This is a genomic window from Buttiauxella warmboldiae, assembly GCF_003818135.1.
GTDB classification, from domain to species: domain Bacteria; phylum Pseudomonadota; class Gammaproteobacteria; order Enterobacterales; family Enterobacteriaceae; genus Buttiauxella; species Buttiauxella warmboldiae.
Genome location: NZ_RPOH01000086.1, coordinates 20,317 through 40,944 on the forward strand (window position 1 = coordinate 20,317; position 20,628 = coordinate 40,944).

Below are 20,628 nucleotides of genomic sequence, written 5' to 3' on the forward strand. Positions count from 1 at the left end.
AGACACGATATGTGTGCCACGCATCATCATCGTTCACACATATTGTGCTCGCAATGTGATTTACTGGTAGCCTTACCAGTACTGGAGGACGGCCACAAGGCCGTCTGCCCGCGTTGTGGTACCACCCTTATCACCCAATGGGCTTTGCCACGGCAACGTCCTACCGCTTATGCGCTGGCTGCGCTGTTTATGCTGCTGCTGGCCAATCTGTTCCCCTTTATCAACATGAAAGTCGCAGGCATCAGCAGTGAAGTTTCACTGCTTGAGATCCCTGGGGTGCTGTTTAATGAAGATTATGCCAGCCTCGGCACCTTCTTTATGGCGTTTGTACAAGCGGTGCCGGCATTTTGTTTGATCGCCATTTTGTTATTGGTCAACCAGGCGGCTATACCGTTGGCGCTGAAAAAACGCCTGGCCCGTATCCTGTTCCAGCTAAAGTCCTGGGGTATGGCGGAAATCTTTCTCGCTGGCGTGCTGGTCAGCTTCGTTAAACTCATGGCCTACGGTGATATTGGCGTTGGCAGCAGCTTTATTCCCTGGTGCCTGTTTTGTTTTTTGCAGCTGCGTGCTTTTCAGTGCGTGGACAGGCGCTGGCTATGGGATGATATTGCGCCGCCGCCGGCGATCGACGCGCCGCTAAAAGTTGGCGTTGCGGGTATTCGTCAGGGGCTACGTTCCTGTTCATGTTGCACCGCCATCGTGCCGGAAGACCGGGAAATTTGCCCGCGTTGTGGCACGAAAGGATATGTCCGCCGCCGTCATAGTTTGCAATGGACGCTCGCGCTCTTGCTGACCTCCATTATGCTTTATCTACCCGCGAATATATTGCCCATCATGATAACCGAAGTGCTGGGCAGCAAAATTCCGTCGACGATTCTGGCCGGCGTTATCTTATTGTGGAGTGAAGGCTCATATCCCGTTGCCGGGGTGATTTTCATCGCCAGTATTATGGTTCCCACGCTCAAGATGTTGGCGATTGCCTGGCTGTGCTGGGATGCCAAAGGGCATGGGGAGCGTGACAGCGAGCGCATGCATCTACTCTACGAAGTCGTCGAGTTTGTCGGCCGCTGGTCGATGATTGATGTTTTTGTGATTGCCGTTTTGTCGGCTCTGGTGCGCATGGGGGGATTGATGAGCATCTACCCGGCGATCGGCGCCGTGATGTTTGCACTAGTGGTTATTTTGACAATGTTTGCGGCGATGACCTTTGACCCTCGCCTGTCATGGGATCGCGCACCGGATTCAACGCATGAGGAGTTGTCTGAGCATGGAAAATAAAAGCGGGGAAGCAAAAGTAGCAAAGGTGAAGAACTGGTCCCCGGTATGGATTTTTCCTATCGTTACCGTGCTGATCGGCGCGTGGATCTTATTTTATCACTACAGCCATCAAGGGCCGCAAGTGACGCTTATCACGACCAATGCGGAAGGCATTGAGGGTGGCAAGACCATGATTAAAAGCCGCAGCGTTAATGTTGGCGTCGTGGAAAGCGCCGTGCTGTCAGATGATTTGCTGCATGTTGAAATTACCGCTCGTTTAAATTCGGGCATGGAAAAACTTCTGCATCAGGACTCGGTGTTCTGGGTGGTGAAACCGCAGGTCGGGCGCGAGGGTATTTCCGGGTTGGGAACGTTGCTTTCAGGTGCTTATATTGAGCTACAGCCTGGCAGCAAGGGGGAGCAAGCAAATAAGTATGATTTACTGGATGCCCCTCCCCTGGCACCGCCGGATGCAAAAGGCATTCGCATTACGCTCGATAGTAACAAAGCAGGCCAGCTCTCTGCTGGCGACCCGGTTCTGTTCCGGGGTTATCGCGTGGGGTCGGTTGAAACCAGCACTTTCGATGCTGCAAAACGCAGCATCAGTTATCAGCTATTTATCAGCGCGCCAAACGATCGTCTGGTCACCAGTAATGTGCGTTTCTGGAAAGACAGCGGGATTGCCGTTGATATGTCCTCCCAGGGGATGCGTGTCGAAATGGGGTCTCTCACCACACTGTTTAGCGGTGGCGTGAGTTTTGACGTGCCGGAAGGTTGGGATCTTGGTAAACCGGTGAAAGCGGGCAGCGAATTCAATCTGTTTGACGATCAGAAAAGCATTCAGGACTCCTTGTATACCGAGCATATCGATTATCTGATGTTCTTTAAAGATTCCGTGCGCGGCCTGCAACCAGGAGCACCTGTTGAATTCCGTGGGATCCGCCTCGGGACAGTGGCGAAGGTGCCATTCTTTACCGAAGGCATGCGCCAGAAAATCAACGATGATTTCCGTATTCCGGTTCTGATTCGCCTCGAACCTGAGCGTTTGCAGAACCTGGTTGGCGATGATGTTCATATTCAGGACAACATGGCTTCGTTGATTAAACGTGGCTTACGGGCTTCGATGAAAACCGGCAGCCTGGTGACCGGGGCGCTGTTTATCGATCTCGATTTCAATCCTAAAGCCCCGCCGATCACCGATTTGCCAGGCTTTAATGGTTATCCCATCATCCCAACTATGAGCGGCGGCCTGGCGCAAATCCAGCAGCGTTTGCTGGAAACACTGGATAAGATTAACAACCTGCCGCTCAATCCGATGATTGAGCAAACCACCCATTCCCTTGCTGAAAGTCAGAAAACCATGAAGCGCCTACAGCAGACGCTTGATAATCTGAACAAGATCACCGCGAATAAGTCGATGCAATCGTTGCCTGAGGATATGCAGTCTACCCTGCGTGAGCTTAATCGCAGCATGCAAGGCTTCCAGCCGGGGTCTGCGGCGTACAACAAGATGGTGGCAGATATGCAGCGTCTTGATCAGGTTCTGCGTGAATTACAGCCTGTGCTGCGCACGCTTAACGACAAGAGCAATTCGCTGGTCTTTGAAGCGAAGGATAAAAAAGATCCCCAGCCGAAGAGGGCAAAAGAATGAAAAAATGGCTCCCACTGATTGCTGCTCTAGCCTTAACGGCCTGTAGCAGCAGCGACGATGGAAAAACGTATTACCAGCTACCTCAAAGCTCAACGCCTGCCGTGCAGGCTGTGAGCCAGCCGGGCACCCATCTGCTGTGGATAGAGCAGGTTGCGGTACCTGATTACCTCGCCGGTAACGGCGTGGTTTATCAGACCAGCGATGTGCAGTACGTTATTGCTACCAGTAACCTATGGGCCAGCCCGTTGGATCAGCAGTTACGTAATACCCTGGTGGCTAATCTGAGTAGCGCATTGCCCGGATGGGTTGTGGCCTCGCAGCCGCTGGCGAACGATCAGGATACTCTGAATGTGAACGTAACCGGCTTCCACGGTCGCTATGACGGCAAAGTGATTGTCAGCGGCGAATGGTTACTCAAACGTCAGGGGCAGCTGATTAAGCGCCCATTCCATGTGGAGCTCAAGCAGCAGGCCGATGGTTATGATGCGATGGTGAAAACCTTAGCTCAGGCCTGGCAGCAGCAAGCCCAGAGCATTGCCAGCCAGCTGACCCGCATCAATTAAGCATCCGGTAGCACAAAAAAGCTGCGTTATCAGCCCGCAGGGCAGAGCGCAGCTTTTCTTTTGGCATTAATTTGTTACCCCAACTCGCATCACACTTTTTGTGCAAAACAAAACTCTCGTAGCTCACATTTATGACACTGGCGTGAATTTTGCGCATTGACGAAAGCGGCATTAGCGATTATTGCTTATAGGTGACTGCACGTTTTGCAGCCACTGTTTTCTTTCCACCAGATTAGAGAAATGAGGGAAACGAGGCATGAAGAGACAAAAACGAGATCGCCTGGAACGGGCTCATCAACGTGGTTATCAAGCAGGTATCGTCGGACGCTCCAAAGAAATGTGTCCTTATCAGACGCTGAATCAAAGGTCGTACTGGATGGGAGGCTGGCGAGAAGCCATGGAGGACAGGGCGGTTAGCGCGTAATCACTGTCTCTTTAGAAAAAGAAACCTCCGCTCGCGGAGGTTTCGCACATCAGGGCGTTGAAAATAGAGATTAAAACGCGGAGGTGTCTTTAAACAGGCCGACTTTCAGATCGGTCGCCGTGTAAATCACGCGGCCATCAACCAGCACTTCACCATCGGCCAGCCCCATAATCAGGCGGCGGTTCACGATGCGTTTGAAGTGAATGCGGTAAGTCACTTTCTTCGCGGTTGGCAGCACCTGGCCGGTAAATTTAACCTCACCCACGCCCAGCGCGCGGCCTTTACCTTCGCCGCCTAGCCAGCCGAGGTAGAAACCTACCAGCTGCCACATCGCATCAAGGCCAAGGCAACCTGGCATGACCGGATCGCCGATAAAGTGACAGCCAAAGAACCACAGGTCAGGATTGATATCCAGTTCTGCTTCAACGTAACCTTTATCAAAGTTACCGCCGTCTTCGGTCATCTTGACCACGCGGTCCATCATCAGCATGGATGGCGCAGGCAACTGTGGGCCTTCAGCACCAAACAGTTCGCCACGACCAGAGGCAAGAAGATCTTCTTTTGTATAGGATTCGCGTTTATCTACCATGTTTTACAGTAAGCCTTTTTATAATGAAGCACGCATGTTAGCTAACACGTGTACGCTCAACAACTCCGATCAGTTTGGACTGAACCAGTTGAGCCAACGCAGTGGCCATGGGTAACGGTGCCGAATATCTTGCGCGGATGCCTGAGCGATTCGCTCCTGTACCGCACGCATGAGCGTGTTTTGCCCCTCACCATCCCAGGGCAGATTGGTTAATAAGGGTAGTGCATCTGTGACATCATCGATGGCCCAAATCGTGAATTGCCCTTGTTCTACCGCATCCAGAACATCCTGGTGCAGGCAAAGATGGCGCACATTGGCAACCGGGATAATCACGCCCTGCTTGCCGGTAAACTCGCGCTGCTGGCAAATACGGAAGAATCCTTCGATCTTCTCATTGAGCCCCCCCACCGGCTGCACGCGTCCAAACTGGTCGACAGAACCGGTTACCGCGATGTGTTGATAAATCGGCACGTTCGCCAACGCGCTGATTAACGCACAAAGTTCAGCCATGGAAGCGCTATCGCCATCGACTTCGCTGTAAGACTGTTCAAAAGTCAGCGAGGCGGAGAAGGGGATTTGCTGATCGAGCTGCAATTCAGACATCAAAAATGCCTGCATGATCATCATGCCTTTAGCATGAATATTACCGCCCAATTCCGCTTTGCGTTCCACGTCGGTAAATTCACCGTCGCCAACGTGTACTACGCAGCTGATGCGGGAAGGTTCACCAAATGCGCGCGGGTGGCCCGGGAATTCAATCACCGACAAGGCGTTGATCTGGCCGACCATCTCGCCTTCGGTTTCGATCAAAATCTGCTCAAGCAGAATTTCATCCTGCATGCGCTCAGCCAGATAACCCTCACGCCATTCGCGCTGAGCCAGCATTTGCGTCAGCTCTTCAGCGCCAAAGCTTTCATCTGCGCTAAATGCAGCAACTTCGCGTAGCTGGCGGCTAATCCACGATGGGCACAGGGGTAACGTTTCCTGATCGCCGGTATAACGCACCGCTTCACGGATAAGCACAGGCCAGGCATCAGCCGCAGGAGCCGGTAGCGCTTTGGATTTGGCGACAGCGTAAATCCACTGGCACCACAACGCCATATCGTCAGCAGAAGCGATTTGCAGGTTCGCTTCAAACTCGCTGTAAATCGCGGAGGTTGCTAACTCGGGTTCCATATCCTGGAAATCAGCCAGCGATTCGCGCTCGCCGACCAGAACCAGCTTCAGGCTCAGCGGCAGCGAAGGAATATTTACCGGCAACGGACGCGTTTCATCAGGCGAAATCCAGTCAAAGCGGCCCTGGATCACCATTTGCTTCAGACGCAGCCATAACAGCGGTTGCGCCAATACGCTGCGTAATGACAGCACCAGTATGCCGCCGTTTGCACGGTGAACCAGACCCGGGGTCAGGGTGATCTCCCCGGCAAACTGGCGCACGCAGCCAAATAGCTGTTCTGCTTCAATCCAGTCAGCGGCGACGACTTCGGACCGGCCGGCAAAATTGTCTTGCGCAGACTCGGCCGGGCGTAACGTCACGCGATGGCCTTCTATCTGGTAATGGCCACCTGTCAGAGCGTTATCCTGCGACCAGCATTCACGTGCGGCTGCGGCAATGAGATTAAGGTATTCGGCTTCTTCCGCGGCTTTTACCAGCATCAGTTCGGCCGAGGCTACCGGTTGGCTGAGCTGAACCAGTCCGTAAGACAGACGGGGTTGCACAGCGGAGAAAGGGGCAGTTTCGGAATCATAAGGCTGTGCGAAAATTTCCTGATAGCTTTCGGTATCAGGTACAAGAGCACGCCATTCAAGTCGATTAGTCGTCAAAGTCGCTATTTATTAATTAGATGTCAAAGGCGCGATTATACAAGAATAGGGAAGGCAGCACACGGTTTATGCGGAGCGGTGAGTTTACTTCGCTCACAGCTTTCATTTTTCCGGTAAGCGAAAATAAAAAAAACTGTTATTCTGAAATGAGTTACACGGTCACACTGAGACAACAATGAAATATCAACAGTTGGAAAATCTCGAGAGCGGCTGGAAGTGGAAGTATCTGGTTAAGAAGCATCGGGAAGGTGAGCTAATCACACGTTATCTTGAGGCGAGTGCAGCGAAGGAAGCCGTCGATCGGCTGTTGCGCTTCGAAAATGAACCGGTGCATGTGTTGAGCTGGATAGAGCAACATATGAATCCAGAGCTTCACAACCGCATGAAGCAGACTATCCGCGCGCGGCGGAAACGGCACTTTAATGCCGAACATCAGCATACGCGTAAAAAGTCCATCGATCTTGAATATCTGGTCTGGCAGCGGTTAGCGGGGCTTGCTCATCGGCGTGGATGCACGCTTTCAGAAACCATAGTGCAGCTGATTGAAGATGCGGAGCGTAAAGAGCAATACGCCAGTCAGATGTCGTCGCTGAAACAAGATCTGCAGGCATTGCTGGGCAAAGAATAAGAGCAGTTGTCGTGACGCTGTGCTTCTCTCATTTGCTGGTGACTTAGAATTCAGAAACAAAAAACCCCGTCGAAACGGGGTTTTTTTATAACGGTAACTTATGCCGCAGGCTGAGTTACAACGTCTTTGATACCTTTAACTTCGATCTCTACGCGACGATCTGGAGCCAGGCAATCAATCAGTTTAGCTTTAGGCGCTACGTTATCGCAGGTGTTGCCAGTCACTGGGTTAGATTCACCCATACCGCGTGGGGAGATCTTGTTAGCTGGGATACCTTTAGCGATCAGGTAATCAACAACAGACTGTGCACGCTTGTCAGACAGTTTCTGGTTGTATTCATCAGAACCGATACGGTCTGTGAAGCCCAGAACAACTACTGAACCATCTTTCGGGTCAAGGTTGCTCAGCTGGGTATACAGCTGATCCAGCGCCTGCTGACCTTCTGGCTTCAGGGTAGCTTTGTTGAAGTTGAACAGCACGTCAGACTTCAGAGTGAAGTGCTTGGTCTGTACTTCTGGAGCTGGGGCCGGAGCCGGTGCAACAACTGGTGCTGGAGCATCGTACTGGCCGAAACGGTAAGAAACACCCAGGCTCAGCATGCCGTTGTCTGGACGAGTACCAACGGTTTGCGCGTCACCGATGTTGCTAACCCACTGGTAATCCAGGCGGGTTGCGATATCACGAGTGATTGCGTACTCAAGACCAACTGCTGCCAGCGGGGAAACGCCAGTGTCGTGATCGCTCTTACGAGTAGCACCGTTGTCGTAGTTGCCTTTGGAATCTGCACGCCAGACCATACCACCCAGACGAGTGTAGATATCCAGTTCGTCAGTGATTGGGTAGCTCAGTTTAGCCGCCAGTTGAACGCCTTGCGCTTTGAAAGCACCGTTATCAACGCTGCCTTTATAAGGCATACGACCTAACCAGTCGTAACCCATTTCAAAACCAACGTACGGGTTAACCTGGTAGCCGCCGAACGCGCCAGCACCCAGTTGGCTTTCATGCGTTGGGCCATTGTTGTTCTCGTAACCGTTTCCGTAGAAACCGGTATCATGGAACTGGGACCAACCCAACTTACCACCTGCATACCAGGTATTATCTTTCGGTGCGGCCTGCGCTACGGTAGCGAAGCCAGCCAGTGCCACTGCAATCGCGATAGCTGTCTTTTTCATTTTTTGCGCCTCATTATCATCCAAAAAGGCCATGAGCTTTAAAATCGCTCTAAAGCCCAGGGTTAAATCCTTCGCCCGAGTTTATGCTCAATTGTTACTCTACCGATCAATCGGTGTTATGGAAGAGCAACCCTGGCGAGCTAAAGTCTACAACGTAGTTGAAAACTTACAAGTGTGATGTCCGTCAGGCATATGAAAAAAAAAGACTTGTGTATCTCTTTTCTAACGGTTTTGCTGCCTGTTTGACATGCTAAACCTTGGCAGGAAGGCCGCGTGGAGCGGCCTGGGAAGCGGATTTCTGATCATTTACCGGCAATTGTCAGGCGTTGAGAAAAAGTTCCAGGAATTCTCTTAAATTTACTTAATGATACAAAGAAGAGTGAATTTTTAACTCGCTTCGTGGTCGACAACCGGTTTTCGAGGTGCGCATCGGGCGCATAATGAAACCAATGGCATTACCCATTTCAGCGGCCGATGACAGCTGTAAATGCTCCTCATCCGTCAATTCTTGCGGTAACCAACCGATGACCACGCTGTAATTTCCTGTCTGTAGCGCTTTTACCATCGCCTCTACGGTGAAAATGGGATCTAACTGGCTCACCTGCATCACTTTGGTCAGCGGAAGACCTGCTGATAGCACCCACTGCCGGCTCAATTTCTGCTGGGGCGTTAACCACAGCTGCCAGCGAGACTGCTGACCCAGCTGCTGCAGGAGCGGTAATAAAACCAGTTGTGTAACCCATGGCTGGTCTTCGCTGTAGATCACTTCACCGATCAACCCTTGAATGTTGTTACCGGAAAATGCCTGAGCCACAGAAGACACAGAATCTGGAACAGTGGCAACGTGAGTTAGAACGTTATGTGATTGCATAGTTAATCCCGCCTGATGGGTTACTGTATGAATGTACAGTAATGCCTGTCAGCACAAAGATCAATCTAAATTTCTGAAAGCATCTCGCAATTTCATCATGTAAATCGACGGAAAGTAAGAATCTGATTGCCGCGGGGGAAGGGGTTACTTATTTTCGTATTACGGAGAGTGGTAATAAACCGGGATGATAATTTATGGCATGATATTTAAGGATATATTCATGAAAAAGAAATCTTACGCAAGGATTCACCAATCCAAAGAATATTTATCCCCGCTGGGTGAAATTAGCTGCCGCTCGCTGTTTGGTGGCTATAGTTTGATGGTTGAAAATGTCATCTTTGCCATGGTTTCAAAAGGGGAACTTTACCTGCGGGCATGTGAGGAAACAGAAGTCTATTTCGTTAAAAGAGCCGCACAGCCCCTGCTTTATACCAAGCGTGGGCGCACGATTAAGCTGAACTACTATCGTGTTGATGAGGGGCTGTGGAACGATCGGCAGCAGCTATTACAACTTTCAATGGGGACGCTGTTTAGCGCCCGTCGCGAAAAATCCCGGCAGAAAGCCCAGAAGAGGCTGAAAGATTTACCCAATCTGACCCATAACCTGGAAATTATGCTGTGGGAAGCGGGGATTGATAATGTGCGCACGCTTCAGGCGTTTGGTGCAAAACGGACCTGGATAAAACTAAAAAGCATGAAAAAAGGACTTGGTGTACAGGTATTACTGGCGTTGGCCGGTGCCATTTACGGCATTCACGAAGCGGCGCTCCCGGCGGCAATGCGCCAGGAGTTAGTTGAGTGGGGACACCTTTACGAACAGCGGCACAGACGTTAATCGTGCTGTTGTGATACGAGTTGCTGGAGACGAGATATTTCTGGTAATAGCGCAACCAGCAGGCCAACCTGCTGAAGCACTAATGGCTCTTTAGTATCTGGTTGTGGTTCCAGCGTCGTTATCCTTTCAGACAAGCCCCGCAGCGCTTGTTGTACCCGCTCTTCATCTGCTGGCAAATGGTGAAGTGCATCATCGACATAGCACACGGCATCATCAAGCAGCAGCAGAATATCCTGGTTAGCGAGTTTTTCACGGTGCGCCCCTAACGCGGAGATATAGCTGTTGAAGGTGTGATTAAGGCATAACAAGCGAAATGCTGTTTCCCGCATCTCCACCGATACACGCGGTTCAGATGACATATTGGAGACGACAGAAGCCAGCTCAGCATCTTTATTATGAGCATCCCGACGCGCAATTCGATACTCAAGACGGTTATCACGGCCCTGGTGGTATTGCTCAAGAATGGCATCCAGATAACGGCAGTTGGCGTTAAACGCGCGTTCCACCACTAATGGCAAGCGGCGGAAACGCCAGTCTGGCCAGATGAAACTGACGGCAGCCCAGGCTATAGCACACCCCATTAGCGTATCGAAGATACGCGGCATTGCGACCTCAAACCCTTCACCTAACAGGTTGAAACACAACAATACCAGCAGGGTAATAAACATCGTGGCGTGGGCATACTGCACGTTGCGAAAGGCAAAGAAGAGCACGCCGGTGATGACAATTAACACCAGTTGCCCCTCAATGGACGGTACGAAGTACAGCACCGGAAGGCCTACAGCCACGCCCACCAGGGTCCCGATGATACGCAACGCTAAGCGGCGACGCGTGGCGCTGTAGTTAGGCTGGCAAACGAAAAGGCTGGTCAATAGTATCCAGTAGCCATGCTTTAGCCCGGTAAACTGAATAAATGCATAGCCGATGCACAAGACCACCGACATGCGCACCGCGTGGCGGAATAGGGCGGATTCTGGCGTCAGGTTGCGTTTCAGCCGCTGCCAGATATCACCAAAGCCGGTTAGCCGATCGTCCAGCAGGCGGTTTTCAATCTCGTTTTGCGGTGCGGCAAGCGCTTGCTCTGATTCAATGGTGGCCAGCTGAGCATCGATGGCGCGCAAATTATTCACCAGGAAGCCCAGCGCTTTTAATTCGTCAGCCAGAGATGGGTCGGCTTTCAGTCTTTCAAGAGCGGCATCAAGATGGGTAAATGCACGTTCAAAGCGTGGATCGTGCTGATATTTCACGCGTAACAAAATCGAACGTGAAAGCTGCAAACAGGCCTGTGACTGCATGGTTAACAGACGCTGGAAGCGGAACATAATATCGCTGTAGCGAAACTTATCGCGCAGCGCCTGATACTGAATATGCGAGGAGCTGGCGCGCTCGTGAATATCCTGGGCGACAAAATAGTAATGCAGCGTGCGGCGCGTACCGCGCTGTCCGCGATCTCCACGCAGGCGCGTCAGTAGCGAGCCTTTGGTTTGATTGAGCGTGGTAACCAGCTGGCCATTCGCCATCGCCAGCTCAAGCATCGGTGCCTGGCTTTCTTCTTCTGTATCGGGATCGAATAGCGTGGCTTTCACTTCCAGGTAACGCGCAAGGCTTTCATAACAGCGAGCCAGGTTATCCTGCAGCGGTCGGATTGGGAAAATAAGATGCCCGGCAAGCGTCAGCAAGTTGTACCAGATGGCGCCCGTCAGCAGCAGGATGGGCTGTTGATACCAGTGGTGGTACAAAGAAATGCCCAGCATGGTGTAGATAGCGATAAGCAGCGCGCCAAAGGCGATGGTTGCATAGCGCTGGCCTAACCCCCCCAGCAGAATAAAACCGCTGGTGGAAATCATCAGCCCGATACCAAACAGCACCGGCCACGGGAACAACAATTCCACGGATGCAGAAGCGATAAAAAAGCTCACCAGGGTAATCAGCAGATTACGTATGCGCCCGGTTAGTCTGTCATCTAAATCTGCAAGCGCTGCCGCAACCACCCCCAGGGTCAGTGGGATGGTGAGCTTGACCTCCCCCAGCCACCAGGGAAGGGCTGCGGTGCCCGTCAGCGCAATAAAAATGCGCAAGTTATACAGCCAGCTGCTGTTCCAGGTATAGCGACGCAGAATTGGGCTAAGCATTAATACTCACTATTGTTATCAGAATGACTGGAAGCGGCGGCGTGCGTTCGCTTCGCGCGCTGCCTGCGCTATTTCAACCGCAACGACGCGACGGCCAACGGGCCACAGCGCGATAGCCGCAATCTTGAAGTTAGCGATGCCGACAGGAATACCGATAATCGTGATGCATTGCGCAATCCCGGTGCCGATGTGCAGCAAACAAAGCCACCAGCCGAAAAATATCAGCCACAGGATATTGAGCAGCGTACCGCCAGTATTCATAAGGGCGCTTTTGCTTTGCGGGTTGAGTTCATCAACATGAATAGCTTCGTTGCCGTAGGGCAGCAGCGAGAGTTTGGTTATCTCCCAGCAGGATCGAGTCAGCGGAAGCGTGAAAATAAAAATGATACTGACAAGCGTGGCCAGCAGCCAGGCCAGGGTGGTGAGAAAGCCCCCCAGCACAAAATTCAAGATATTAAGGACCGTACGCATAATCGCTCTTCGTGGGTTTAAATATAGATAAATGAATAACCACAATAATTGTAACGCGTTTTTACTCTGGAGCGTCATTCCTTCGAGGGGTAAACTTAACCTCAACCCATTTTTGGATCAGGCACAGCGTAATGGAATTGAAAGCGACCTCCCTTGGCAAACATTTAGCACAACATCCTTACAATCGCGTGAGATTGCTGACGGCGGGCGTAGAGGTTAAGGGCGATCGTCATGAATACCTTATTCCATTCAATCAGTTAATAGCAATTAATTGTAAGCGTGGACTGGTGTGGGGCGAGCTGGAGTTTGTGCTGCCGGATGACAAAGTGGTGCGACTGCACGGCACGGAATGGAGTGAAACGCAGCGCTTCTACCAACATCTTGATGAGCTATGGCAGAAGTGGAGCGCCGAGATGAGCGAGGTGGCGGCTCAGGTACTGCACCAGCAATATGGCGAAATAATGCGCCAGCTTCAGCAAGAGAAATGGTTCAAACGTAGCGATATGAAAGCGTTACAACAAAACCTTAGCGCAGCTTTTTCCGCACTACCCCTGCCTCAGGCCCGTCTTGAAGCTTTTGATCATTGCCGTGAGGTCTGGTTACAGTGCAAAGCCTGGCTTGAACAAGGTGAGGCGCGCAGGCACCAGCGTAATAGCGCTTTTGCTAATCATATGCTGGAAAAATACGCTGATTTTTTCCAGCAAGTTGAGAGCTCACCGCTTAACCCTTCTCAGGCTCGTGCCGTGGTCAACGGTGAGGATTCGCTGTTAGTTCTGGCTGGCGCGGGAAGCGGCAAAACTTCCGTTCTGGTGGCGCGGGCAGGGTGGTTACTGCAGCGTGGCGAAGCCAGTGAAGAACAAATCTTGCTGCTGGCATTCGGGCGTAAAGCCGCGCAGGAGATGGATGCTCGCATCGCTGAGCGCCTGCATACGGATGCCATTTCTACCCGTACGTTCCATGCCCTGGCGCTCCATATCATTCAGCAGGGAAGCAAAAAAGCGCCGCGGGTGAGCGAACTGGAATCCGATACCGGCGCTCGCCAGCGGTTGCTTATCGACAGCTGGCAGCAGCAGTGTCGTGAGAAAAAAGCGCAGGCGAAAGGCTGGCGCGACTGGCTGCGTGACGAGCTGCAATGGGAAGTGCCGGAAGGTGAATACTGGCAAGATGAGCGATTAGCTAAACGTCTGGCAAGCCGCCTCGATCGCTGGCTGGGGCTAATGCGCATGCATGGCGGCTCGCAGGCTGAAATGATTGACTCCGCTCCGATCGAGATCCGCGATCTGTTTGCAAAGCGCGTTAAGTTAATGGCTCCGTTACTTAAAGCCTGGAAAAGCGCGCTCAAGGCCGAAGAGGCCGTCGATTTCTCAGGCCTGATTCATCAGGCCATCAATGTGCTGGAAAAAGGGCGCTTTATCAGCCCCTGGAAACATATTCTGGTGGATGAGTTTCAGGATATTTCACCGCAGCGGGCCGCGCTGCTGGCGGCGCTGCGCCGACAAAACTCACAAACTTCACTCTATGCCGTGGGCGATGACTGGCAGGCAATTTATCGTTTCAGCGGTGCTGAAATGACATTGACCACTGCCTTTGCGCACCACTTCGGCGCTGCTGACCAGTGTGCTCTGGACACCACCTATCGCTTTAACGATCGCATTGGTGAAATTGCTAACCGTTTTGTGCAACAGAACCCACACCAGCTTGCCAAACCGCTGAATAGTCTTTCAAAAGGCGATAAAAAAGCCGTGACGTTGCTGGCTGATGACCAGCTCGAAGCGCTGCTGGATAAGATGAGCGGCTATGTGCAGCCGCAGCAGCGGATCCTGGTGCTTGCGCGTTATCACCATTTACGCCCATCGATACTGGAAAAGGCCGCGACGCGCTGGCCAAAACTGGCCATCGATTTCATGACTATTCATGCCAGCAAAGGGCAACAGGCTGATTACGTTGTGGTGCTGGGATTGCAGCAGGGCAAAGATGGTTTCCCGGCGGTGGCGCGGGAATCGGTAATGGAAGCGGCATTGTTACCGCAGCCGGAAGAGTATCCTGACGCTGAAGAGCGGCGCTTACTGTATGTGGCGATGACGCGGGCTCGCCACCGCGTCTGGCTATTGTTCAACAAACAGGAACCTTCCCGCTTTGTCGATATCCTGAAACACCTTGGCGTGCCCGCAGCAAACCGGCCGTAATTACTTGAGTCGTTCTGCCAGATAGCGCACGTAATCCGGGATCAGGATTTCCACTGGCCGATCAAAGCCCGGCGACTGAATAATAAAATCGGCGGTTGAGAGGTTGGTAGCAACCGGAATGTTCCACACGGTGGCAAGGCGCAGCAGCGCTTTAACGTCTGGATCGTGTGGAACGGCATTCAGCGGGTCCCAGAAGAAAATCAGCACGTCAATTTTACCTTCAGAAATCAACGCGCCGACCTGCTGGTCACCGCCCATCGGGCCGCTCAGCATGGCATTAACATCAAGACCGCTGCCGCGCTCGATGAGATTTCCGGTCGTGCCGGTGGCATACAGTACATGATGAGCCAGAATCGCTTTATGACGCTCGACCCATTTCAGCAGCGCGTCTTTGCAGTGGTCATGCGCAACCAGCGCAATATGTTTCTGTGCCGCCAGGGTGCGGGAGGTTAATTCCATGAGTTTTTCCTGAGTGATTTATCCTGGCTACAGCTTACTGGAAGCTACTGATGCTGCAAGAGAAGGGTTTTAAAAATGAGGGATTTCGGAGGCAATTTATTGCACGGGGCGATCTTTTACCCACTGTAAGAAACGCTCGCGGGTGGGTTGGTCTGCCTGTAAAAACCAATATCTCAGGCGCTGCTCGGCTAAGGTATCGGACTGGGGGGCATCGAGTTCAGATGTTTTTGAAAGTAGCTCACTATCATCAGCCATCATGGTTGCGAAGCCCTTTACCGCTGCAGTTTTGCCTGATCTGTTGTAATGCTGAGTATCGCGTTCGTAGTCAACTCCCCTGGCAGTGGCCTTCACCGGCAGGATATCAACCTGCAACGGAATCAGCGTCGCCTCGCCATCCAGCAGTTGAATACGGGGAGCCTGGTCAAACGCATTGCTTTCCCTATCGTTTTCAATACGCGGCAGATTAAAATTGACCAGGCTGACTTTTTTCGTATCGAAACTCACCACTAAAGGAGGGGAGATATAAAGGCGCTGTTCACGCGTACCGCTGCGAATATTTTTTTCCACGCGAAACACTAATTGGTGCGGGCCATTATCCAGCTCAAGGCTATCCGCCCCGCGAAGTAACGAACTGGACACTTTTTTGCCATCCAGCACCAGCAAATCAATATCTGTGGACAGACGCAGGGTGGTTGCCCAGGATTGAGACGGCAACACAGAGGCCCAGCATAGTGCGATCAACAACGCGCTTCTCATTATTCACTCCTGCCTGGGAAATAGAACCAACTCTTATCTGAATGTATCAAAACTTTTCATCATAGCTGTTTATTAACATATAGACATATTCCCGGGGATTGCTCTACTACCAGGGTATGGGAAAGATGGTGAGTCCGTAAGGGATGGCTTACACTTTTGGTGACTGAGTCCCGGCGGAGAGAGTGATGAAACAGGCAGATATCGAAACAATTCTGAAACAGACCCGAACCATTGCGCTGGTGGGAGCCAGTGACAAACCCGATCGCCCCAGCTACCGGGTAATGGCTTACCTGCTGGATCAGGGATATGAAGTGATCCCGGTTGCGCCCAAAGTAGCCGGTAAGACGCTGTTAGGGCAGCAAGGCTATGGCGCACTCGCCGATATTCCGCAGAAAGTGGATATGGTCGACGTGTTCAGAAATTCAGAGGCGGTGTGGGAAGTGGCGCAGGAAGCCATCGCTATCGGCGCAAAAACATTATGGATGCAGCTGGGTGTGATTAACGAACAAGCCGCCGTCCTTGCGCAGGATGCGGGATTAAACGTGGTGATGGATAAGTGCCCGGCGATTGAAATTCCAAGGCTGGGTCTGGCTAAATAATAAAAAACCCCGCAGTTTGGCCTCCGCGGGGTTTTCGCTAATTACGCAGGCGAGGAGCCTGCAGCTGCTGCCGTATTGAAGCCGCAAGTTCATCCATCGAGGGGTGTTCAGGATGCTCATCTTGTGACTCCCCACTGAGCTGGGCCTCAGCAAGATAGGTATGCACCGCCTGGCCATCATCATCTTCCATGACCACATGATACCAGGGCGCGCTACGGAGGGCATCGTTGCCGGCCAGTTCATCTTCCGCCGGTTCGTCGAGGGAATATTCGGGATCGATATCGACCACTACCCCCAGATAACCAAGCAAAGAGTGCCTGACTTGCTGGCCAATGCCGAATTTGCTGGCAATCATAGTCACCTCCTGAGAAACATTATCTGCCAAAAATATGCGGGCAACATTCCCTTTTTCAAGCTACATGACGCGACAGGCAAACCCTTTCAGATACAGCCCTTCCGGGTAGGTGGCGATCACCGGGTGATCGGCGGCCTGACGGAACTGTTCTATAAATTGTACATCACGCCCGGCGTCTACGGCAGCATCAGCAATGATTTTCTGGAATAAATCCGTGGTCATCAGCCCCGAGCAGGAGAAGGTCATCAGAATGCCGCCCGGGTTCAACAGCTGAATGGCCAGCATATTAATATCTTTATAGCCACGGCAAGCGCCCATTAATTGGCTCTTGTTTTCGACGAATTTCGGTGGGTCCATCACGATAACGTCGAACTTCTCACCCTGGTCGCGGTATTTGCGCAGCAGTTTAAACACGTCGTCGCGCAGGAACGCAGCTTTGCTGAGATCGAGTTTATTCAGCTCAACGTTTTGTTTCGCCACATTGAGAGCATCCTGGGAGGTATCTACGCTGACAACCTGGCTACAGCCGCCCATCAACGCAGAAACCGCAAAGCCGCCGGTATAAGAGAAGCAGTTCAGCACACGCTTATCTTTCACATACTGGCGCGTGGCAAAACGGCTGTCGCGCTGGTCAAGGTAATAACCGGTTTTGTGGCCGCCTTTAATGTCGACCAGCAATTTCATGCCGTGCTCTTCAATTGGCAGCAGATCTGGTGGCAACTCGCCGCTGACGGGGCCTTGTGTGAGTTCCATGCCTTCTTTCTTGCGCACCGCGACGTCCGAACGGTCGTAAATAGCGCATTCCGGGTAAAGGCTTTGTAAGGCCGCAACCAGCGCTGGACGTTGGTATTCTGCGCCCGCTGAAAGTAATTGCAGCACTAAAAAATTACCGAAACGATCAATCGTCACGCCTGGCAGGCCATCAGATTCGCCCGCGATCAGGCGGTAGCTGTCCAGCCCATCACGAGCGGCCAGCCATTCACGCCATTGCTGCGCCTGCTGTAAACGACGAGTGAAAAATTCGCTATCGATGCTTTCATTAGGGTCGAACGTCCAGACGCGGGCACGGATTTGCGACGACGGCGAATATGCCGCGCGGGCCAGCCATTTCCCCTGGCTATCGACAACATCGATGGTTTCCCCGAGATTGGCTTTGCCTTCCATGCGTGCAACAGCGCCAGAAAATACCCACGGATGGCGGCGCAATAAAGATTTTTCGCGCCCTTTGGTTAACACTAAACGTACACTCATAATTTACTATGCTTTCTTGCTAAGATTTGGGCGTCATTTTCCGGCTTACACCGGCTAAATGCAACGCAAGAACCCGAAACGGAGGAAGTTATGGCCACAGTATGCACACTTGCCTGGGTCCACGGCCTGGTTCAGGGGGTTGGGTTTCGCTACAGCACCCAGCGTGAAGGGATAAAACTGGGGTTAACCGGTTATGCCCGCAATATGGATGACGGCAGCGTTGAGGTATTGGCCTGCGGTGAAGCGCAACAGGTTGAAAAGCTTGTCGCCTGGCTAAAAGCTGGCGGGCCACGCAGTGCCAGGGTTGATAAAGTGCTGACTGAACCTCATCAACCTGAGCGCCAATGGACAGACTTTAGTATTCGCTACTAAATGCATTTCACCGGCTTTGGCAGGCCTGCAATTTTTGTCGCCTGCTTAGCCGGTCCTTTTGGGAACAAACGGTACAGATAGCGGCTGTTGCCTTTCTCCTCGCCGAATTTGTTTGCCATCGCTTTAACCAGCATGCGAATCGCCGGGGAAGTATTAAATTCCAGATAAAATTCGCGCACGAACCTCACCACTTCCCAGTGTTCAACTGCAAGCGTAATGCCTTCATTCGCAGCGATAGCTTGTGCCAGCGGCTCGCTCCACTGCTGGCTATTTTTCAGATAACCATCAGCATCGGTTTCTATTTCTCGGCCTTCAAACATCAACATCATGATTCTTTGCTCCAGACAAACTGGCGGCAGTGTAACAAATTTTTGCGTGTCAGAAAAAACAAAGCCCCGCGATAGCGAGGCTTTGAAAAGCGGAGTTTTCGGCCATTAATCGCGGCTTGCGAAACCCAGGATGCTCAACAGGCTGATAAAGATATTGTACAACGACACGTACAAGCTCACTGTTGCGCGGATATAGTTGGTTTCACCGCCACGGATGATATTGCTGGTCTCAAACAAAATCGCGCCCGATGAGATCAGGATAAACACCGCGCTGATGGCCAGGTGCAGAGCAGGCAGTTGCAGGAAGATGTTTGCCACCATGCCAATTAACACCACCACAACGCCCGCCATCAGCATACCGCTGAGGAAAGACATGTCTTTTTTAGTGGTCAGCACATAGGCGGAGCAGCTAAAGAACACCAGTGCGGTGCCGCCCAGCGCCATACCAATCACATCGCCCATTCCGGCGGAAATATAAGAGTTCAATATTGGCCCCAGGATGTAACCCAGGAAGCCGGTGAAAGCGAACGCCGCCAGAATACCGGTTGGCTTATCTGCCAGGCGGTAGGTTAAAAACATCAGGCCATACATGCCGACCAGCGTCAGAATTAACCCCGGAGAAGGCAACATCAACACGGTGCTGGCGGTGGCGATAATGGCAGAAAACGCCAGCGTCAGGCTGAGCAGGAAATAGGTGTTACGCAGTACCTTATGGGTACTTAGCAGTGACGAACGGTCACGCGAGGAAGTAATTATGCGATCCATTCAGAAACTCTCTCTTATTACAGGTGTATATGGTGACTGAGAATAGTAGCCTCTTTTATTGCAAGAAAGCCTTTTTACCCATCTTTACCTTGTTCCGTTTTACCCGGTGTGCCGTAAAGCCCCGTCCTTCAGGGCAGGGATATAAGGCACGGTTTTCTACCTAACCTGGTGTTTGCTGTTGCTCAATGTATTGCCTGATGATGGATATTGGCGCTCCGCCGCAACTACTGGCAAAGTAACTGCGTAACTTCTCGATAGCATCCTGATCAAATACTCGGCGTCGATACTTGGCAACAAATACCAGGTGAACATGCATCAGGAAAGTACCGTGTCTTCCTCGACGAATATCAGTTTCTTTTGTCATAGGCCAAAAATATCATCTTCCATATGAAACGACTACAAGCCTTCAAATTCCAGTTAAGACCTAATGGTCAGCAAGCGCGCGATATGCGGCGCTTCGCTGGGGCGTGTCGTTTTGTATTCAACAAATCACTGGCCTTGCAGAATGAAAATCATGAGGCCGGTAACAAATACCTTTCCTGTGCAAAAATGACAGCATGGCTGGTTGAATGGAAAAAAGAACCTGAAACTCAATGGTTGAAAGAATCACCTTCTCAGCCTTTGCAGCAGGCATTGAAAGATCTTGAGCGTGCTTATAAAAACTTCTTTCAGAAACGCGCATCATTTCCGCGGTTTAAAAAGCGCGGTCAAAGTGATTCATTCCGCTATCCGCAAGGCGTGAAACTGGATCAGGACAATAGTCGCATATCATTGCCAAAATTGGGCTGGATCAGCTACCGCAACAGTCGTGAGGTTGTTGGCGAGGTGAAAAACGTCACCGTCAGTCAGGTATGCGGTAAGTGGTACGTCAGCATCCAGACGGAATACGAAGTATCTGAACCTCAACATGAATCAACATCAATGGTTGGGCTGGATGCAGGGGTAGCAAAGCTTGCCACGCTCTCTGATGGCACCGTGTTTGAGCCTGTAAACAGCTTTAAATCCAATCAGAAGAAACTCGCCAGACTCCAGCGTGAAATGAGCCGCAAGGTGAAGTTCAGCAACAACTGGAAGAAGGCTAAACGCAAAGTACAAAACCTGCACTCTCGTATCGCAAACATCCGCCGCGACTACCTTCA

At 51.8% G+C, this 20,628-nt stretch carries 23 protein-coding genes; 10 read left to right on the plus strand and 13 right to left on the minus strand.

The genetic code is table 11. The annotated features are described in order from the left end of the window. The first annotated feature begins 9 nt into the window (after positions 1-9). From pqiA to rmf, 4 genes are all read left to right on the plus strand, one after another. On the plus strand, positions 10-1,278 hold the full coding sequence (gene pqiA, locus EHN07_RS17845; protein ID WP_124025381.1) for a membrane integrity-associated transporter subunit PqiA: 1,269 nt from the start codon (positions 10-12) through the stop codon (positions 1,276-1,278). Then, positions 1,268-2,908, plus strand: coding sequence for an intermembrane transport protein PqiB (gene pqiB / locus EHN07_RS17850; protein WP_124025382.1), 1,641 nt, complete (start codon positions 1,268-1,270; stop codon positions 2,906-2,908). Before pqiA ends, pqiB begins: the two co-directional genes overlap by 11 nt. Then, on the plus strand, positions 2,905-3,471 hold the full coding sequence (gene pqiC / locus EHN07_RS17855; RefSeq protein WP_124025383.1) for a membrane integrity-associated transporter subunit PqiC: 567 nt from the start codon (positions 2,905-2,907) through the stop codon (positions 3,469-3,471). The genes pqiB and pqiC overlap by 4 nt, the downstream gene beginning before the upstream one ends. A gap of 256 nt (positions 3,472-3,727) precedes the next feature. Next, positions 3,728-3,895, plus strand: coding sequence for a ribosome modulation factor (rmf, locus tag EHN07_RS17865; RefSeq protein WP_124025384.1), 168 nt, complete (start codon positions 3,728-3,730; stop codon positions 3,893-3,895). 70 nt (positions 3,896-3,965) lie between these two features. Here the strand turns inward: rmf and fabA are convergent, their stop codons facing one another. Further along, positions 3,966-4,484: a bifunctional 3-hydroxydecanoyl-ACP dehydratase/trans-2-decenoyl-ACP isomerase gene (gene fabA, locus EHN07_RS17870; RefSeq protein ID WP_120065166.1), complete on the minus strand. Its 519-nt coding sequence runs from the start codon at positions 4,482-4,484 to the stop codon at positions 3,966-3,968. 69 nt (positions 4,485-4,553) lie between these two features. Further along, the gene (locus EHN07_RS17875; protein WP_124025385.1) at positions 4,554-6,308 is read right to left on the minus strand and encodes an AAA family ATPase; all 1,755 of its coding nucleotides are present in this window, start codon (positions 6,306-6,308) and stop codon (positions 4,554-4,556) included. A 175-nt stretch (positions 6,309-6,483) separates the two neighbouring features. On the opposite strand from EHN07_RS17875, the gene matP reads away from it, so the two are divergent. Continuing rightward, positions 6,484-6,936, plus strand: coding sequence for a macrodomain Ter protein MatP (matP, locus tag EHN07_RS17880; protein WP_124025386.1), 453 nt, complete (start codon positions 6,484-6,486; stop codon positions 6,934-6,936). Positions 6,937-7,034: 98 nt separating this feature from the next. Here matP and ompA read toward each other — a convergent pair whose 3' ends face one another. Together ompA and sulA are read right to left on the minus strand one after the other, a co-directional pair. Then, a complete protein-coding gene (gene ompA / locus EHN07_RS17885; RefSeq protein ID WP_124025387.1) occupies positions 7,035-8,108 on the minus strand; it encodes a porin OmpA in 1,074 nt (357 codons plus the stop codon). A 361-nt stretch (positions 8,109-8,469) separates the two neighbouring features. Next, on the minus strand, positions 8,470-8,979 hold the full coding sequence (gene sulA / locus EHN07_RS17890; RefSeq protein WP_124025388.1) for an SOS-induced cell division inhibitor SulA: 510 nt from the start codon (positions 8,977-8,979) through the stop codon (positions 8,470-8,472). Positions 8,980-9,199: 220 nt separating this feature from the next. Here sulA and EHN07_RS17895 point away from each other — a divergent pair, with 220 nt between their 5' ends. Continuing rightward, positions 9,200-9,814 (plus strand): TfoX/Sxy family DNA transformation protein, encoded by a 615-nt coding sequence (locus EHN07_RS17895; protein ID WP_124025389.1) that lies wholly within the window; start codon positions 9,200-9,202, stop codon positions 9,812-9,814. Here the strand turns inward: EHN07_RS17895 and yccS are convergent. Beyond that, entirely contained in the window at positions 9,811-11,946 is a 2,136-nt protein-coding gene (gene yccS, locus EHN07_RS17900) for a YccS family putative transporter (RefSeq protein ID WP_124025390.1), read from the minus strand. The genes EHN07_RS17895 and yccS overlap by 4 nt on opposite strands. 18 nt (positions 11,947-11,964) lie before the next feature. Then, positions 11,965-12,417: a YccF domain-containing protein gene (locus EHN07_RS17905; protein ID WP_124025391.1), complete on the minus strand. Its 453-nt coding sequence runs from the start codon at positions 12,415-12,417 to the stop codon at positions 11,965-11,967. 131 nt (positions 12,418-12,548) lie between these two features. Between EHN07_RS17905 and helD the strand changes: the two genes are divergently transcribed. Further along, complete coding sequence (gene helD, locus EHN07_RS17910; protein ID WP_124025392.1) at positions 12,549-14,603, plus strand: DNA helicase IV; 2,055 nt, start codon at positions 12,549-12,551, stop codon at positions 14,601-14,603. On the opposite strand, the gene mgsA is transcribed toward helD, so the two are convergent. Continuing rightward, entirely contained in the window at positions 14,604-15,062 is a 459-nt protein-coding gene (mgsA, locus tag EHN07_RS17915) for a methylglyoxal synthase (RefSeq protein WP_124025393.1), read from the minus strand. A gap of 96 nt (positions 15,063-15,158) precedes the next feature. Next, on the minus strand, positions 15,159-15,818 hold the full coding sequence (gene csgI / locus EHN07_RS17920; RefSeq protein ID WP_124025394.1) for a curli synthesis inhibitor: 660 nt from the start codon (positions 15,816-15,818) through the stop codon (positions 15,159-15,161). Between the two features lie 185 nt (positions 15,819-16,003). On the opposite strand from csgI, the gene EHN07_RS17925 reads away from it, so the two are divergent. Continuing rightward, positions 16,004-16,417 (plus strand): CoA-binding protein, encoded by a 414-nt coding sequence (locus EHN07_RS17925; RefSeq protein ID WP_124025395.1) that lies wholly within the window; start codon positions 16,004-16,006, stop codon positions 16,415-16,417. A gap of 37 nt (positions 16,418-16,454) precedes the next feature. On the opposite strand, the gene hspQ is transcribed toward EHN07_RS17925, so the two are convergent. Continuing rightward, complete coding sequence (hspQ, locus tag EHN07_RS17930; RefSeq protein WP_124025396.1) at positions 16,455-16,772, minus strand: heat shock protein HspQ; 318 nt, start codon at positions 16,770-16,772, stop codon at positions 16,455-16,457. A 60-nt stretch (positions 16,773-16,832) separates the two neighbouring features. Beyond that, the gene (gene rlmI, locus EHN07_RS17935; protein WP_124025397.1) at positions 16,833-18,023 is read right to left on the minus strand and encodes a 23S rRNA (cytosine(1962)-C(5))-methyltransferase RlmI; all 1,191 of its coding nucleotides are present in this window, start codon (positions 18,021-18,023) and stop codon (positions 16,833-16,835) included. Between the two features lie 90 nt (positions 18,024-18,113). Here rlmI and yccX point away from each other — a divergent pair, with 90 nt between their 5' ends. Then, positions 18,114-18,395 (plus strand): acylphosphatase, encoded by a 282-nt coding sequence (gene yccX / locus EHN07_RS17940; protein ID WP_124025398.1) that lies wholly within the window; start codon positions 18,114-18,116, stop codon positions 18,393-18,395. On the opposite strand, the gene tusE is transcribed toward yccX, so the two are convergent. The 3 genes from tusE to EHN07_RS17955 form a co-directional block, all read right to left on the minus strand. After that, complete coding sequence (tusE, locus tag EHN07_RS17945) at positions 18,392-18,721, minus strand: sulfurtransferase TusE (RefSeq protein WP_124025401.1); 330 nt, start codon at positions 18,719-18,721, stop codon at positions 18,392-18,394. The two genes, yccX and tusE, sit on opposite strands and share 4 nt — an antisense overlap. 108 nt (positions 18,722-18,829) lie before the next feature. Next, on the minus strand, positions 18,830-19,489 hold the full coding sequence (yccA, locus tag EHN07_RS17950; protein ID WP_124025399.1) for an FtsH protease modulator YccA: 660 nt from the start codon (positions 19,487-19,489) through the stop codon (positions 18,830-18,832). 160 nt (positions 19,490-19,649) lie between these two features. Beyond that, a complete protein-coding gene (locus EHN07_RS17955) occupies positions 19,650-19,853 on the minus strand; it encodes a hypothetical protein (protein ID WP_124025400.1) in 204 nt (67 codons plus the stop codon). Between the two features lie 23 nt (positions 19,854-19,876). On the opposite strand from EHN07_RS17955, the gene EHN07_RS17960 reads away from it, so the two are divergent. After that, on the plus strand, positions 19,877-20,628 hold a 752-nt coding region (locus EHN07_RS17960), incomplete at its 3' end, for an RNA-guided endonuclease InsQ/TnpB family protein (protein ID WP_148085478.1).